This window comes from Lactonifactor longoviformis (genome assembly GCF_042848515.1).
Classification (GTDB): domain Bacteria; phylum Bacillota; class Clostridia; order Lachnospirales; family Lachnospiraceae; genus Lactonifactor; species Lactonifactor longoviformis.
Genome location: NZ_AP031453.1, coordinates 629,166 through 644,076, shown reverse-complemented (window position 1 = coordinate 644,076; position 14,911 = coordinate 629,166). Strand labels below are relative to the sequence as shown.

General features: G+C 48.5%; 14 protein-coding genes. 2 read left to right on the top strand and 12 right to left on the bottom strand.

The window, feature by feature from the left end; genetic code table 11:
* Positions 1-15 precede the first annotated feature (15 nt).
* The 6 genes from ACGHCT_RS02900 to ACGHCT_RS02875 all read right to left on the bottom strand — a co-directional run bounded on the left by ACGHCT_RS02900 (position 16) and on the right by ACGHCT_RS02875 (position 6,263).
* Positions 16-996, bottom strand: a complete 981-nt coding sequence (locus ACGHCT_RS02900; RefSeq protein WP_390438108.1) for an alpha-ketoacid dehydrogenase subunit beta — start codon at positions 994-996, stop codon at positions 16-18.
* 18 nt (positions 997-1,014) lie between these two features.
* A complete protein-coding gene (locus tag ACGHCT_RS02895) occupies positions 1,015-1,977 on the bottom strand; it encodes a thiamine pyrophosphate-dependent dehydrogenase E1 component subunit alpha (RefSeq protein WP_390438106.1) in 963 nt (320 codons plus the stop codon).
* Positions 1,978-2,001: 24 nt separating this feature from the next.
* Complete coding sequence (locus ACGHCT_RS02890; RefSeq protein WP_390438104.1) at positions 2,002-3,015, bottom strand: alcohol dehydrogenase catalytic domain-containing protein; 1,014 nt, start codon at positions 3,013-3,015, stop codon at positions 2,002-2,004.
* A 102-nt stretch (positions 3,016-3,117) separates the two neighbouring features.
* Entirely contained in the window at positions 3,118-4,002 is an 885-nt protein-coding gene (locus ACGHCT_RS02885) for a 3-keto-5-aminohexanoate cleavage protein (protein WP_072854382.1), read from the bottom strand.
* Between the two features lie 268 nt (positions 4,003-4,270).
* On the bottom strand, positions 4,271-5,830 hold the full coding sequence (locus tag ACGHCT_RS02880; RefSeq protein ID WP_072854383.1) for an SPOCS domain-containing protein: 1,560 nt from the start codon (positions 5,828-5,830) through the stop codon (positions 4,271-4,273).
* 22 nt (positions 5,831-5,852) lie between these two features.
* Complete coding sequence (locus ACGHCT_RS02875) at positions 5,853-6,263, bottom strand: protease complex subunit PrcB family protein (protein WP_154256974.1); 411 nt, start codon at positions 6,261-6,263, stop codon at positions 5,853-5,855.
* A 161-nt stretch (positions 6,264-6,424) separates the two neighbouring features.
* On the opposite strand from ACGHCT_RS02875, the gene ACGHCT_RS02870 reads away from it, so the two are divergent.
* Complete coding sequence (locus ACGHCT_RS02870; protein ID WP_072854385.1) at positions 6,425-7,171, top strand: 1-acyl-sn-glycerol-3-phosphate acyltransferase; 747 nt, start codon at positions 6,425-6,427, stop codon at positions 7,169-7,171.
* Between the two features lie 2 nt (positions 7,172-7,173).
* Here the strand turns inward: ACGHCT_RS02870 and ACGHCT_RS02865 are convergent, their stop codons facing one another.
* Positions 7,174-7,710: a chromate transporter gene (locus ACGHCT_RS02865; RefSeq protein WP_390438101.1), complete on the bottom strand. Its 537-nt coding sequence runs from the start codon at positions 7,708-7,710 to the stop codon at positions 7,174-7,176.
* Entirely contained in the window at positions 7,704-8,270 is a 567-nt protein-coding gene (locus tag ACGHCT_RS02860; protein ID WP_072854387.1) for a chromate transporter, read from the bottom strand. Before ACGHCT_RS02860 ends, ACGHCT_RS02865 begins: the two co-directional genes overlap by 7 nt.
* 127 nt (positions 8,271-8,397) lie before the next feature.
* On the opposite strand from ACGHCT_RS02860, the gene ACGHCT_RS02855 reads away from it, so the two are divergent.
* Positions 8,398-9,279, top strand: a complete 882-nt coding sequence (locus ACGHCT_RS02855) for a LysR family transcriptional regulator (RefSeq protein ID WP_390438099.1) — start codon at positions 8,398-8,400, stop codon at positions 9,277-9,279.
* Positions 9,280-9,320: 41 nt separating this feature from the next.
* On the opposite strand, the gene murF is transcribed toward ACGHCT_RS02855, so the two are convergent.
* The 4 genes from murF to ACGHCT_RS02835 form a co-directional block, all read right to left on the bottom strand.
* Complete coding sequence (gene murF / locus ACGHCT_RS02850) at positions 9,321-10,694, bottom strand: UDP-N-acetylmuramoyl-tripeptide--D-alanyl-D-alanine ligase (protein ID WP_390438097.1); 1,374 nt, start codon at positions 10,692-10,694, stop codon at positions 9,321-9,323.
* A gap of 12 nt (positions 10,695-10,706) precedes the next feature.
* Positions 10,707-11,735 (bottom strand): D-alanine--D-alanine ligase, encoded by a 1,029-nt coding sequence (locus tag ACGHCT_RS02845; protein ID WP_390438095.1) that lies wholly within the window; start codon positions 11,733-11,735, stop codon positions 10,707-10,709.
* Positions 11,736-11,939: 204 nt separating this feature from the next.
* The gene (locus ACGHCT_RS02840) at positions 11,940-13,343 is read right to left on the bottom strand and encodes a L,D-transpeptidase family protein (protein WP_390438093.1); all 1,404 of its coding nucleotides are present in this window, start codon (positions 13,341-13,343) and stop codon (positions 11,940-11,942) included.
* Positions 13,344-13,507: 164 nt separating this feature from the next.
* Positions 13,508-14,794, bottom strand: a complete 1,287-nt coding sequence (locus tag ACGHCT_RS02835; RefSeq protein ID WP_072854391.1) for an aminotransferase — start codon at positions 14,792-14,794, stop codon at positions 13,508-13,510.
* Positions 14,795-14,911 lie beyond the last annotated feature (117 nt).

The following is a 14,911-nucleotide window of genomic DNA, read 5'->3' as shown; positions in this document are numbered from 1 at the left end:
CTTCCTCCGGGAAGCCTACGCCATCCCCAGCAGTTCCCTGGCTTTGGCAGCAATTTCCTTCTCCGAGGGGACCGTAGAAGCCTCATATTCGGGAATATAGTGGTACGGCAGATCCGGCATGGTCAGGCGGGCCATCCGGGCACCTGTCCCGCTTTCTGCTACTCTTGTCATAATCTCTCCCGCAATGCTGCCTGTTCTGGGAGACTCCTCGGCTACCAACAGCCGCCCTGTCCTTTTTACAGACTCCAGAATTATCTGATAATCCATAGGCTTAATTGTTCTGGGGTCTATCACCTCCGCCTGGATTCCCTCGGCCTTCAGTATGTCTGCTGCCCCGGCTGCCCGCAATGCCATCATTCCCCAGGCGACAATGGTAATGTCATTACCCTCCCGCACAATTCTTCCTTTTCCTAATTCTGTCTCAAAATAGGTGTCCTCCACCTCTTCCTCCACGTCGTATACCTGCCTGTGTTCCAGGAAAATCACCGGATCTCCGCATTTTAAAGAGGCTCTCAGCAATCCCATGGCATCCTTCACAGTGCTGGGGGCGACGATGGTGAGGCCCGGTGAATTATGGAGCCAGGCCTCCGTACACTGACTGTGCTCCGGGCCCCCTCCCCCAGCGGAAAAGAGCCCCATAGGCGCCCGGATTACCATGTGGATAGGTTCCCGGTATCTGTGCTGGTATCTCCATTTTGGAATGTCATTTACAATCTCATTTCCCACGCACAGCAGAAAATCAGCCGCCCAGATTTCGGGAACCACTGTCATGCCGGCCAGGGCCGCGCCAAAGGCAATGCCTATAATACCGTTCTCTGCCACGGGACATTCCAGGATGCGCTCCTTCCCATAAGTAAGATGAAACTTTGGCGTGATCACCTTTGAAAACAGAGATCCTGTGTAATAGAAGGCCTCTCCCATCATGATCATTTCCTGGTTTTTCTGCATTTCCTCAAACAGTACTCTGCGTATTCCTTCCCTCAGTGTTACTCTCATGTTCTACCTCCTATCTGATCACCTATAGTATACTTTCCGGTATATTTCTGAGGGGTCTGTTACAGGTGCTTTTTCCGCCTTCTGATAGAGTTCACGGATCCGCCCCTTCAGTTCGGTACAAAGGGCTTCCTCCTTCTCCATATTCCAGATCCCCATGCCGATTAAGGATTTTTGGGCCCTCGCGATGGGATCTTTTTCTCTCCATTCCTCTATCTCAGCCTCTTCCCGGTATGCATAGTGATCCTCGAAGGGAATATGTTCAGAGATACGGTAGGTAATCCCCTCCAGCACACTGGGGCCTTTTCCCTCACGCGCCCGGCTGACAGCGTTCGCCACAGCCTCTGCCACAGCAAACATATCGTTGCCGTCAAACCGGAGCACCGGGATATCAAAGCCTCTCCACATATCAGACATATTCCCGGGCGCATACACTTCCTCTGTCCTTGAGCTGACAGAAAATCCATTGTTCTCTGCCAGATAAATCACAGGGAGCTTCCACAGCACCGCCATATTCAGCGCCTCATAATACATCCCTCTTGCGGCGGCCGCCTCCCCGTAATAGCACAAAGCTACTGTTTTTGTCTTTCTCTCCTTCGCAGCCAGGGCAAGCCCGGCAGCAATGGTAAACCGGGAGCCAAAGACCCCGTTTCTTCCTACAATCCCTACCTCAGGTGCATAGGTATGCATGACACTGCCGCTTCCGTCATTGGTTCCCCCTGTCTTAAAGAACATATCACGCATTACCGCCTCCAGAGATACTCCCTTTGCCAGAAGAGAACCCACACCCCGGTGGGTATAATAGAGGTAATCCGTCTTCCGCAGAACAAACGCGCCTGCCACAGACAGAGCTTCCTGTCCGATCCCCGAGTGGTAATGACGGAGATTGACCCCTTTTTTCACAAATTCATTCTCACAGAACTCGTCCAGCAGACGGCTGGTTACCATAAGCTCGTATAATTTCAGTATCTTTTCGTTTGTCAATATTCTCCCTTCCTTCCCTGCCCTTTACGGAACGATCACTGCACGTCCGGTCAGCCTGTTACTCTGCAGATCCTCAAATACCTGCTCAATTTTCTGCATCGGATATATATGGGTAACGGGCTGCAGCTTTTTCCTCTCTACCAAGGACATCAATTCCTCAATGTCCTGTATGCTGACCCCTCTGGAGCCATAGATCTCCAGCTCCTTCAGCACTATATCTGCCAGCGGAATGCTCAGGGATTTCTCCTTCCCGTATCCCGCCAGAACCACCTTGGCTCCTCTTTCCAGAACCGAGACACAGTCTGTAATTGCCGGGGGATATCCGGTGGTATCAAACAGCACGCTCCATTCCCCCCATGCCCGCAGTTTTTCCAGGTACCCTTCCTCTGAGGAATTGACGGTATATGCCGCCCCGTTATCCTTCGCCATCCCAAGCTTATCTTCGTTTATATCAACCGCTGCGGTCTCCGCTCCGCACAGGGCGGCAAGCTGCAGGGCCTGCATCCCCACTCCTCCCACTCCCAAAACAATTACCCGGTCCATGGGAGTCAGCTTGATCCGCTTAACCAGCGCATGGTATGGGACCCCTGCGCCGCAGGGCATAACTGCCGCTTCCTCGTCCCTTACCCCGTCCGGAACCCTTACCAGATTCTGACACTTAATCTTCATATATTCGGCAAATGCCCCGTCCATAGTGATCCCTATCCTCGCCGATACATGTTCGCACAGGGTCTCCCGTCCGGTACGGCAGTATTTACAGCTTTTGCAGGTAACATATGTGGCAGTTACCACCCGGTCTCCGATTTTTACGTTGTGTACAGCGCTTCCTTTCTTTACCACTATCCCCATAGGCTCATGTCCCAAAATGCGGGGAACTCCGTTCGTTTCAATATCGCCTTTCATAACCTTAATATCTGTGGCGCAGACTCCGCAGGCTTTTATCTGCAGAATCACCTCATCGTTTTCTGTTATCTCCGGAAGCTCCACATTGGTAAGATGGGCGCCTTTTTCCATGCTTTCCAGGACCATTGCTTTCATTGCTATTCCTCCCTTTTGTGCATTTTCCTAAAATCACAATAGGATGCCTTCATACAGTACCATGGGTAGTTTCTGCATGTCTGGCATCCTATTTATGTCTGCTTATTTTCCAAAAATAATCTTTCTAGCTTCGTCAGGACTTGCCACATCTCTGCCAAGACTCCGGGAGATGGAAGCGATTTTCTCTACCAGCTGCGCATTGGTTTTGGCATATTCTCCGGGAGCAATATAAGGATTATCCTCCCAGCCCACTCTCACATGGCCTCCAAGAAGAATTGCCTGGGTCAGCATCTCCCAGTTTTTATTTACATCATAGCTCATAACACTCACGTTAAAATTGGCATTGGCAGGCAGATGATCTACAAAGTTAATGAGGGATTTAGGGGTGGGCGGTGTCCACGCGCCGCCGGGCCATGCAATAAATAACGTGGTCCAGATTGGTTCATCCTCTTTAAACAGGCCTTCCTTTCTCAATGCTTCGATGTTGTAAAAAGCCCCTGTGGTAAAAGACTCAATCTCCGGCTTTACTCCCTTTTCATTGCATGCAGTGAGAAATTCCCGCAGTTCCTGGATAGGATGCACCGCATAGGTGCACTTGGGAGGCTTGTCCGGGTTCGGCTGAAAGCATTCATCGTGGGCATTAAAGCAGTAAGACATCATATCCGGCTTCTGATCCATAAGCTTCACCTTCGCAGGCATCCGGGCGCTGGCTATCCCGTACTGAATTACCGGATCCGCATGTTCCTTTATGCGGTCATTCAGCTCCTGCCATCCGTCAAAATCTATGGCGGAAAGCTGTCTTCCGTCCGGCTGAATCTCATCCTCCAGAAAGTGGACCCCATGAACATGGCAGATACTGGCTCCTGCGTCCACTGCACGGTTATATTCTTCAGCCGTTGTCTTTACATCCCCCATCCTGGGGCAGTAGGGATTATCCGGATAAGAAGCACTGGAGTCTACAGTTGCGGTGATAATTAACTTGTCCATTCTTTTACCTCTCTTTCTTATATATGTATGACACGTTCTATTGGTAATATCATTTAACTGGTATTACCAGTAAAGTTACTTTCATTATAGTAGGCGTAGATTTTTCTGTCAATATTACTTTTTAACAATTATTGGTTTGATTATTTGTAATTTATTACCATTTATTAAGATAACATTTCAGCTGCCTCTGGGAGAAAGGGCAAGACGGATCTAAAAAAGACGCCGCCCACAGCCTTTACAGACTATGAGGCAGCGTCCCCTTCACGGATCAGCTTTCCACTTTCTTCATCAAAATCAGGGTATCATAGGGCTGAATCTCCTCTGACTCCAGTTCATTTAGTTCCATAATAGTATCAATCGTAGTATAGAATGCCTTTGCAATATCCCAGAGAGTGTCCTGGGGCTGCACCAGGTATCCCGTAATGCCCGGCATATTATGGAGCTTTTCTTTATCCAGCTCCTGTTCCTCAATCCCCGAGATCAGCCCTTGTGGGTTCTGTCTCACCACAAGCGCATTGAGATTCATTACAATTTTAACCTCTATTTCATCACTGTCAATCATGGTTGTGGACAGCTGCTCCAGATCCGCCCGGAGATGATAGACACAGTTTTGGTCTATTCCTTTTGCCTCTACCACATGACTGAAGGGTATCATAGCATTCATAGAATAGAACGGCATATCATCATCTCCTACTATATAGAGAATTCTCACCTGTACAACCCCGTCCACTTGTATGCCGTTTTCTACAATTCTGGTATCATCCACCTTCACCATGCCGTCGCTGTGGCAGATCTGAAGAATTTTCCCCTGATCTTCTTCTACCTTCACCCGATCGTTGACCTTACATTTCGAGAAATTCTTTACCAGGAGACTTTCCAGGGTCTGTGTCTCCCGAATGGGAATACACTCTTTCAGAGGCGTATAGACATCCAGAAGAAGAGAGAGCTCCTCCTCCTCATACACCTTAATCTCAAGCTCGAGAACCACATCTACCCCGATCATTCGTTCTTCCCCGTCACCGTCCAGCTTCACCTTCAGGTCGCTCTGGCTGACATTTACCTCAATATTGGGGATCATATCCATGGCACAGCCCAGACACTCCACTTCCTGTGCAAAGGGAACTGAGTGCTCCAGCCACTGCAGGGAATTATTGTCATCATTGCCGCTGTACAGGGCGAATAAAAAAAGCTCTCCCTTTACAATCACCTTGTCATCCTCTGTACGGATATCCAGGCCTCTCACCTCAATGGTATCCCAGAGAAGTTCATAAATATTAGGCTTGTTGGATGCCAGGGCAATCTCCTCTTTGATCCGCATGGTATCCTTTTTATGTACCGCCAGACCCATAACACTGATGGGCTGCTTTTTCTGTGAGATATCTTCCTCCACAAGCCCAATGGGAAGGCGCACCTCTCCCGTCTCATCCACACCGGCCATAAATGTCACCAGCGCCTTGACGCTTAATTTTCTGGAATTGATAAGCTGCAGGCTCAGATCCTCGATCTCCCATTTCAGCCGCACTTTATCTCCGTTTTCCAGTCCGTTCAGGTGAAGCGTCTCACCGATAGGCAGTCTGCCCTGGAGACTATGTATCCTTCTCTCTTCACTGTCCCCCACATAGAGCAGGGATATTACCAGCTCTCCCTTAATATAGGCAGCTCCCTCAGAAATCTGAACATCTTCAATCAGTACTTCCCCTTTTTTCTGTATCATCCGCCCCACATCCGGTTTTACATCCGGAACATTTAAATCCTCGTCAAATGTCACCTGGCTGATTGCCTGGCATTTTACTGTCAGCATCTGCATCTGTTTCGTTAATAATTCCAAAATATGCCCTCTTTTCTTTAATTTATTCGAATATCACCGGCTCTTCCCGGTATTCCATCTTGATCACAATGGTAGGATACGACGGCTCTTCTTTGATCTCCTGGTCTCTGTCAGGTCCGATTAGCGTGGTCTGCAGGTGAATCGCGTTATCCCACAAAGACAAATCCGCGATCTGAATGCTGTATCCCCCTGTTTCCTGTTTCCCATATCCCTTCAGCAGGTAGAGATATTCTCCGTCCTGGTATGTCATCTGGAATTCCTTTTCTTTATTTTCTTCAATTAAGTCTGCTACCTCTTCCGGGAAGTCATCTGTTTTCATCACCGTATATTCTGGTTTCACTACATCATCAGCTTTTACCTTGGTCAGACTGCACCCTCCGAGAAAGACCGCCATCATACTGACCAGCAGGAGTCCTATTGTCCATTTTTTCATAATGATGCCCTTTTTCCCATTCTTACCAATATTTTATGTGGAATGTTCAAATTTATTCTTCTCTTTTCTCATTGCAAGGTTTTTGTTTTTTCCGTATAATGGATATGTACCATTTGGTATAGTCTGTTTTGGGCGCTTCCGTGCGCCGGTTGGAGGAAATTATGATTCGTTTTTTAGTGGTATGTTTGATTGTTATAGGATTCCTGATTTTATCCATTCCCATTCTTCTCATAGAATGGCTTATCGGTCTGGCTTTTCCCAGGGTAAAGGATATGACTTCCCTCAGGCTGGTTCAGGGGGTCTTCCGGCTTTGTATCCGTGCCGCTGGTATTGACGCTACGGTGATCGGCCACGAAAAAGTTCCCGCTGACCAGCCGGTGCTGTACATTGGGAACCACAGAAGTTTTTTCGATATTCTGCTAACATATATTCAGTGCCCCGGACGCACAGGGTATGTCGCCAAGAAGGAGATGCTCAAGATTCCTCTGCTCAGCAACTGGATGAAGTACCTGCACTGCCTCTTCCTGGACAGGGATAATATCAAAGAAGGTCTGAAGACGATCCTGGCAGGGGTAGACGAGATAAAAAATGGTGTCTCTGTGTGCATCTTCCCGGAAGGGACCAGAAATAAGGGAAAGGACGAATTGGCGCTTCTCCCCTTTCATGAAGGGAGCTTTAAGATTGCCACCAAATCAGGATGTCCAATCATTCCCATAGCCCTGAACAACACCTCCGCAATCTTTGAGGATCAATTTCCCCGGATTAAGGCCAGAAAAGTAGTGATTGAATACGGGGATCCCATTTATCCAAACCAGCTCAGCAAAGAAGATAAGAAATTTCTTGGGGAATACTGCAGGAAGCTTATTGCTGAGATGCTAGAGAAAAATAAAGAGCAGTACGGTGTCTGATTTTATAGAAATAAAAGACCCGCAGCCCCTGCCCCCAGCATGAGCAGGATCGGATGGGTCCGAAACCGCCTCAGAAGCAGCAGAGACCCTGCAAACAGAATCATAGAGGGAAGTCCGGCACCGGGCTTCCCTTTTTGAAACAGCGCCAATCCCAGTATGGTTGCCGCCGCGGATAGAATCAACCCCAGAGAAGATGCCCTCAACCCCCGAAACACCTCCCTGATATAGACAGAATGCCGATTTTTTTCCAGAAATCTATAGAGCAGAAGAGAGATGATGATTCCCGCCAGAATGCAGCCTGCGGTTGCCAGCACAGCTCCGGGGATCCCTCCTGTCTGCAGTCCTACAAAGGTAGATGTATTCACTGCCAGAGGGCCGGGAGTCATCTGAGATATGGTAATAATATCAGTGAACTCTCTTAGGGTCAGCCAATGCCTCTCATCTACCACTTGAGATTGAATCAGAGGAATTACAGCATAGCCGCCTCCATAGCTGCAGACCCCAATCTCCAGAAATACAGTGAATAATGTCTTTAACACACTTCTCCCCCTCTCCGTCCCCGCGCCTTTGCCGCGCAGAGAAAGCCGGAAAGCCCCAGAAGAAGGAGCACCGGCAGATGCAGTATATAACTCCCCAAAAAGGTCCCCACTGCCAGAATCGGAAGAAGCAAGTATTTTTCCCGCAAGAGTGCTCTCCACATATCAATGAGCAGATCTACGATTAATGCAGCCACTCCCGTTTCCATACCTCCCAGGATTCCTCTGAGAATCCGGTTGCCGGCCACTGCCTGATACCCCATAGATACCAGAGACAGTATGAGCAAAGGAGGGACCACAGAGCCCACACAGCTCACCATTGCTCCTGTCCTGCCGGCCACACGGTATCCGGTGAGTGCCGACAGATTCACGGCGATTGCCCCTGGAGCCGACTGTGCAATTGCAGCCATCTCCAGGAGATCCCCCTCCTGGAATAACTTATTTCTCTCTACAAAATACTTTCTTATCATTGGAATCACAACATATCCCCCGCCAAATGTAAATGCGCTGATAAACATATGTATAAAAAACAGCCATAGGCATCGCCGTACCTGATGTATCATACAGGTTCCCCTTTCTGAAGTGAGACAGCATCTCACGTTTATCCCTATTATATCTCTTGCCAACTCATTAGTAAAATTATATAATTTTCTATATATCATAAATAATTAGTAATGAATTGGAGAGCGTATGACCATTCGACATTTATACATATTCAAAGTTGTCTGCGAGGAGGGAAGCTTTACCAGGGCCGCACACCGTCTGTACATGACCCAGCCGGCGGTCTCTCACGCTATTCTGGAACTGGAGGCAGAGATCGGTTCCCCTCTCTTCGACCGCCTCTCAAGGCGTATCTATCTGAATGCATCCGGTAAGCTTATGCTGTCAAAGGTTAACCGGCTGCTTGAATTGTATGAGGATCTTAAAACGAATGCACTCACTGGTGAGCAGCCTCTGCCTCTTCGAATCGGTTCTACAATTACTATAGGGAACTTCTGGCTTCCCTCCATCATGGCTGCTTTTTGCAGCTCAGCAGAACATATCCAGGAACAGATAATCATAGAACAGGCCGGGGCTGTCACCCAAAAGCTGCTGAACAATGAATTGGATCTGGCTCTGATCGAGGGGCCCATTCCCTACTCCCAGCTGGTAAGCCTGCCCTTTTCCTCCTACTCTCTGTTGTTTCTGTGTTCTCCCGGACACCCTTGTGCCCGCAGGCCCCTGCTCACACTGGAGGATCTTCAGAGAGAAAGGCTGCTGGTACGGGAAAAAGGGAGCGCCATCCGGGACACCCTGGACAGCGCCTTCACACTGGCCGGACTTTCACTCACCCCAGCCTGGACCAGTGTCAATTCCCAAGCGCTTATACAGGCTGCCAAAGCCTCCCTTGGGGTTACTGTGCTTCCGGATATACTGGTAAAAGAAGAGATCAAAAAAGGAGAACTCATCTCCCTGGAAACAGACGAGCTCTCCCTTCGAAATGCAAATCATATTGTATACCATAAGGATAAATATATCTCGGAAGCCATGAAATTATTTATTGAGACTGCAATAAACACTTTCCATCTATAAGTACTTTGCGGCTGCACTCCTGCCGCTTGGTAATAGTGCCTCTATCTGCCCCCGGTAAGAGCTTCAACCACCTTTTCAAATTTCATAAAGTGAGAGGCCTTTACCAATACTGTATCACCCTCCCGGATGATTGTATCCAGCCCTTCCAGAAGCTCCTCTAATGACTCCACATGGATCACTTTCATATGCGTGCCTTCCAGTTTTGCTGCTTCTGCCATCCCTCTGGAAAGAGGGCCCACGCAGACACATACGTCCAGGTCCAGCGCGGCAGCAAAAGCCCCCACTTCCCTGTGCATCTCGGCTTCCCGCTCCCCCAGTTCACCCATATCGCCCAAGATAGCTACCTTGCGTCCCAGGGCATCGGTGAGAAGTTCCAAAGATGCTTTCATAGATACCGGGTTGGCATTGTAACAGTCGTCTATTACCGTAATACCGTTTTTCTCAATGATGTGGAACCTTCCGCTGAGAGGCTGCAGACTTTCGATCCCTGCCTTTATCTGTTCCGCAGTCAGGCCATATACACGCCCCACCGCAGCGCCGGCCAGTGCATTGTACACCATGTGCTGCCCCGGAAGCGGAATCAGAACCTGAAAGGAAGAATCATCCATATGAATACGACAGGATACACCCTGTAATCCCCGGCTTTCTATCTCATCCGCATAGAGACCCTCTTGGTTTTGTATCCCAAAGAATTCAGGCCGGACACCTTTTACTTCACCCACAGAAGACAGCTTGTCGTCATCTCCGTTCAGGATAATATGCCCTGTCTCCTCCAAATAATCAAAAATCTCCGTTTTCGCCTTTAATACCCCATCCCTGGACTTCAGAAATTCCAGATGACAATATCCAATGTTTGTAATCACACAGGTCTCTGGCCTGGCAATCCCTGCCAGACGGTGCATCTCACCGAAATCGCTGATCCCCATCTCCAGAACGGCAATCTCATGCTCCTCCCTCAGACGAAAAATTGTCAGAGGCAGTCCCAGCTCATTGTTAAAATTTCCCTGTGTCTTTAAAACCTCATATTTTTGGGCGAGCACTGCAGCTATCATTTCTTTTGTGCTGGTCTTCCCCACACTGCCGGTGATTCCCACCACCGGAATCTTCAGCTGCCTCAGGTAATACGCGGCAATGTCCTTCACTGCCTGAAGGGAGGAAGCCACCTGAATCCAGGGATATTCCTTATCTCCCAAATCCTGTTCAGAAAGGGTGCACAACGCTCCGGCCCCCATCACCCCATCAATAAATTCGTGGGCATCCACCCTTGCCCCTTTGATGGGGACGAACAGGCAGCCCTCCTCTGCTTTCCGGCTGTCCGTGATAATACTTGTCACGCATACCGCCTTTTTTTCCTCCGGCCCCCTGTAAGTGCCATGGCAGGCTGCGGCAATATGCTCTAATGTCAGATTCTTCATATGCTTCTCCATCTATTCATATTTCTTCAGGGATACCTGGATGAGCCTTTCGCACAGAGCAGGAAAATCCATTCCCAGAGCCCCCGCCTCCTGGGGAAGCAGGCTGGTGGGTGTCATCCCCGGCAGTGTATTAGCCTCCAGGCAGAAGAACTCGCCCTTTTCATTCATCATAAAATCCAGTCGGGCATAGCTTTCCAGAGACAGGGCCTGGTAGCCTTTCACCGCTGCCTCCTGCATCTTCTCAGCAGTCTCAGCCGGAATCTCAGCCGGGCAAGTCTCGATAGCGGCGCCTGCCTGATACTTGTTCTTATAATCATAGAAGCCTGTAATCGGGGCTATCTCAATAATAGGATAGGCCTCCCCGTCCACAACGCCTACGGAAAACTCCCTGCCCTGAATATACTCCTCCACAATAGTTTCCTCCTCATAAGAGAAGGACTCTTCCAGGGCTTTCTCGTATTCCTCCTGGCTTTTGGCAATGCAGACCCCTACACTGGATCCGCCGCAGCAAGGCTTCACCACCACAGGCAGCTTCATCTGGTAGTCCTCAAGCTTCTTGCTGTAATTGTCCTTTTTCAGAAGTACGCCTCCTGGCGTAGGTACTCCTGCCGAACGGAAGATACTTTTGGTAATTCCTTTGTCCATGGCCATACCGCTGCCCAGAGGGCCTGTTCCTGTGTATTTTATTCCCATCAGGTCAAAACACGCCTGCACCTTTCCGTTCTCGCCGTTTTCCCCGTGAAGAGCCAGAAATACGATGTCTGCCTGCCGGCATATCTCCAATACATTGGATCCGAAAAATTCTTTATCTTTTTTCCTGTTCTCTGCCTGTCCGTTGAAGCTATTGATATAAGCAACCTCTCTGTCCAGATCATACGCTGAAGGAAATAAATCAGACGGCATTTCCTCTTTGCCGAAAGAGACATCTACTACTATTGCACGGTGTTCTTTTTCTCTCAAGGCCTTGCAGACCTTCGTTCCGGATATAATGGAAATCTCCCGTTCGGTGCTGATTCCCCCTGCCAGTACGACAATGTTCATAATAGTCACTCCTCACATAAATACGACGTTTTACTTATTCATTATACTAATCAATAATGCCCGTTTTGTCAATGAAATGAAGGGATTTAGCACCATCTGCAAGAAGGAGAGCATTTTTCCTTTCCTTCTCTTTGGAATGGACGAACCCGCAAAAAAAGAGCTCCCAAAGCGCCAGATACTGACGCTCTGCAAGCCCCTTCGCACTTAATATACAACCACGGGTGTCCCGATTTCAACGTTGTTATATATGGTCTTTGCATTCTCAAAGGGTGTATTTACACATCCGTGTGAACCGCTGGATTTATAGATCTCCCCGCCGAAATCACTTCTCCAGCTGGCATCATGGATCCCCACGCCGCCGTTAAACGGCATCCAATAGCTTACCGGAGAGGAATATCCCTGCCCTTTCAGGAAGGTATCCCGTTTCTTGGCATCAATGGCCCATACGCCCCCCGCCGGGGTATCATACCCCTTGGCAACGCTTCCGGTTACTATAGGCGTATCTACAATCTGCTGACCGTCCTTATAACACCACATCCGCTGATCCTGTATGCTGACCTCCACGTAAGTTCCGCCGATGTCGTTGGTGTCCCTGCATTTTCCGGAATAGAGATAGATAGGTTCTCTGGTCTGGGATTCCCCTGCCTCTATCGCCTCTATCAGCGCCGCGGTCTCTTTGTCTTTATTGATTACCCAGCCGTAGTCTCCTCCCTTCAGGTGAACCGTAGTCCCCAGAGAGGTTTTAAAATCGCGGCTCAGGCCGAACGTATCGTACTCATATCCCAATTCCTTTACATACTGCTTTACCTTCTCCGAATCCAGCCCCACGTTCCCCTCTTCGTCTGTGGTCAGGAAGGTTTTAATTACATCCTTGTCAACTACCTCCTGACGATCCGAAAAGTCATAGGTAATGGTTACCTGAAGATATGTATTGATCTGATCTCTCTGTTTGATCAGCTCTTCGTTATCGCTCAGTACGGAAGGCTTCAGATAGCAGTCCGCATCTTCAAAAGAAACCTCAGTCTCTCCCCCGGCAATCGCTTCTTTCAAAAGCTGCTTAGCCTTGTCCTGATCCAGTGCATTTCCCTGAACCTCAGGACTAATTTCATAGCCGGATTCCCCTTCCACCAGCTTGGCATCCTGGGGCTGGGTGATGTTCTCTTCCTTAAAGCAATCCAGCCCGTCAATAGCGGCCGCCAGCTTTTCTTCGTCGTAGGTGGTTGTCGCTGACATCGTATAGGCTTTATGATTCGTAAAAGACATAGGCCACAAAAATGGATTCTGCTCCTCTTTCAATTCCTTGATCTTGCCGTCACTGACATACTTCATGTCAATCTGCGTTGCAGTAATATTCTCTGTCTTATCCTCCCGCTCCCTGACCTTTAAGGTATAGGATCCAATTTCATCGGCAATAATCTCCTCTACTTCCTCGACGGTTTTTCCGGTACAGTTAATTCCATTGATCTGGGATCCGGAATAAAAATGCTTTGAATAGTAGAAGGATGCCCCCAGATAAATGACGGCAATCACCGCTACATAAGCGATAAGAATACCCAGGACTATCTTCCTGGCCTTAGCTTTTTTCTTTCCTTTTCTCTTAGTTTTCATAATAAATTCCCCTGTTTTCTGCTTATTTCTACTCCCGTCCTATTGTAACATTACCCCTTTGTTTGGTAAAGCCTTTTCACAGAATTTTAAGGATTTCCAGCCGACCAAAAACGACACTCCCCGCCTGCAGAAAATGAGCCCTCCCTTGGGGAAGGCTCATCTTTTTACTTGCTTTCCAATATTTTATCGATACTTACCAGCTTCACGCTGAGCACAAAGATATCGGCCGCTACTGCAAGTTCCTCTGGCGTGGGGTAGGAAGGAGCAATACGGATGTTGCTGTCCTTGGGATCTTTCCCGTAAGGGAAGGTCGCACCCGCTCCGGTCATTACTAATCCTGCCTCCTTTGCCTTTGCAACAATCGCTTTTGCACAGCCCTCCATCGCATCAAAAGAGATAAAATATCCCCCCTTAGGCGCGATCCAGCTTCCAATCCCGGTGCCCTGGAGTTCTTTTTCCAGGACATTTATCACTGCCTCAAACTTTGGTCTCATTATATCCGCATGCTTTTTCATGTGGGCGGTCAAACCGTCTAAGTCTTTGAAGAATCTCACATGACGCAGTTCGTTTAATTTATCATGGCCAATGGTCTGGAACTGCATATGCCGCTTAAAGTCCTCCAGATTGGCAGGTGATGCTGCAACTGCCGCGATCCCCGAACCGGGAAAGCTTACTTTAGACGTTGAAGTAAATTTATATACAAGATCGGGATTGCCGGCTTTGGCGCACTCTCCCAGAATTTCAATAAGAAAATCCTGATCGTCTTCATAGAGGTGGTGAATGCTGTAGGCATTGTCCCAGTAGATTCTGAAGTCCTTTGCCGCAGGCTTCAATCTGGCAAATCTTCTGACCGTTTCATCGGAATAGGTGATTCCCTGGGGGTTGGAATATTTCGGCACGCACCAGATTCCCTTGATGGACGCATCCTCACTTACCAGTTTTTCCACCAGGTCCATATCAGGGCCTGTGGAAAGCATCGGAACATTGATCATCTCGATTCCGAAGTATTCTGTAACAGCAAAATGTCTGTCATATCCTGGTACAGGACAAAGGAACTTAACGTTATCCAGTTTACACCATGGAGTGCTTCCGCACACCCCGTGGGTCATGGATCTGGCTACTGTATCAAACATTACATTAAGACTGGAATTTCCATAGATAATAATACTGTCAGGATCTACCTCAGACATTGCGCCTAAAAGCCGCTTCGCCTCAGGAATTCCGTCCAGAACACCATAGTTTCTGCAGTCAATTCCTGCCTCGCACTTCAAATCTGCAGAACTGTTCAGTACATCCATCATTCCCATGGCCAAATCCAGCTGTGCTGCTGCCGGTTTCCCTCTGGACATATCCAGCTTCAGTCCTTTACCCTTCACATCCTCATACTGTTTTTCCAGCTCTTCCTTCATACGCAGCAGCTGTTCCCTGCTCAATTCACCATATGGTACCATCCTCAATTTCCTCCTAGCGTTCTCCAACAAATTCTCATAATTGCTATTGTAGTATGAGTTTTGACTAATTGTCAATACCAACTTGCATTTTTTGGCATTTTTAACTGGTTCATTTCC

What these genes read in the sequence shown, in the direction of transcription:
- murF (WP_390438097.1), bottom strand. Translation starts at nt 10,694, where the DNA reads ATGAAGAATCTGACATTAGAGCATATTGCCGCAGCCTGCCATGGCACT.
- ACGHCT_RS02875 (WP_154256974.1), bottom strand. Translation starts at nt 6,263, where the DNA reads ATGAAAAAATGGACAATAGGACTCCTGCTGGTCAGTATGATGGCGGTC.
- ACGHCT_RS02890 (WP_390438104.1), bottom strand. Translation starts at nt 3,015, where the DNA reads ATGAAAGCAATGGTCCTGGAAAGCATGGAAAAAGGCGCCCATCTTACC.
- ACGHCT_RS02900 (WP_390438108.1), bottom strand. Translation starts at nt 996, where the DNA reads ATGAGAGTAACACTGAGGGAAGGAATACGCAGAGTACTGTTTGAGGAA.
- ACGHCT_RS02845 (WP_390438095.1), bottom strand. Translation starts at nt 11,735, where the DNA reads ATGAACATTGTCGTACTGGCAGGGGGAATCAGCACCGAACGGGAGATT.
- ACGHCT_RS02855 (WP_390438099.1), top strand. Translation starts at nt 8,398, where the DNA reads ATGACCATTCGACATTTATACATATTCAAAGTTGTCTGCGAGGAGGGA.
- ACGHCT_RS02870 (WP_072854385.1), top strand. Translation starts at nt 6,425, where the DNA reads ATGATTCGTTTTTTAGTGGTATGTTTGATTGTTATAGGATTCCTGATT.
- ACGHCT_RS02885 (WP_072854382.1), bottom strand. Translation starts at nt 4,002, where the DNA reads ATGGACAAGTTAATTATCACCGCAACTGTAGACTCCAGTGCTTCTTAT.
- ACGHCT_RS02840 (WP_390438093.1), bottom strand. Translation starts at nt 13,343, where the DNA reads ATGAAAACTAAGAGAAAAGGAAAGAAAAAAGCTAAGGCCAGGAAGATA.
- ACGHCT_RS02860 (WP_072854387.1), bottom strand. Translation starts at nt 8,270, where the DNA reads ATGATACATCAGGTACGGCGATGCCTATGGCTGTTTTTTATACATATG.
- ACGHCT_RS02835 (WP_072854391.1), bottom strand. Translation starts at nt 14,794, where the DNA reads ATGGTACCATATGGTGAATTGAGCAGGGAACAGCTGCTGCGTATGAAG.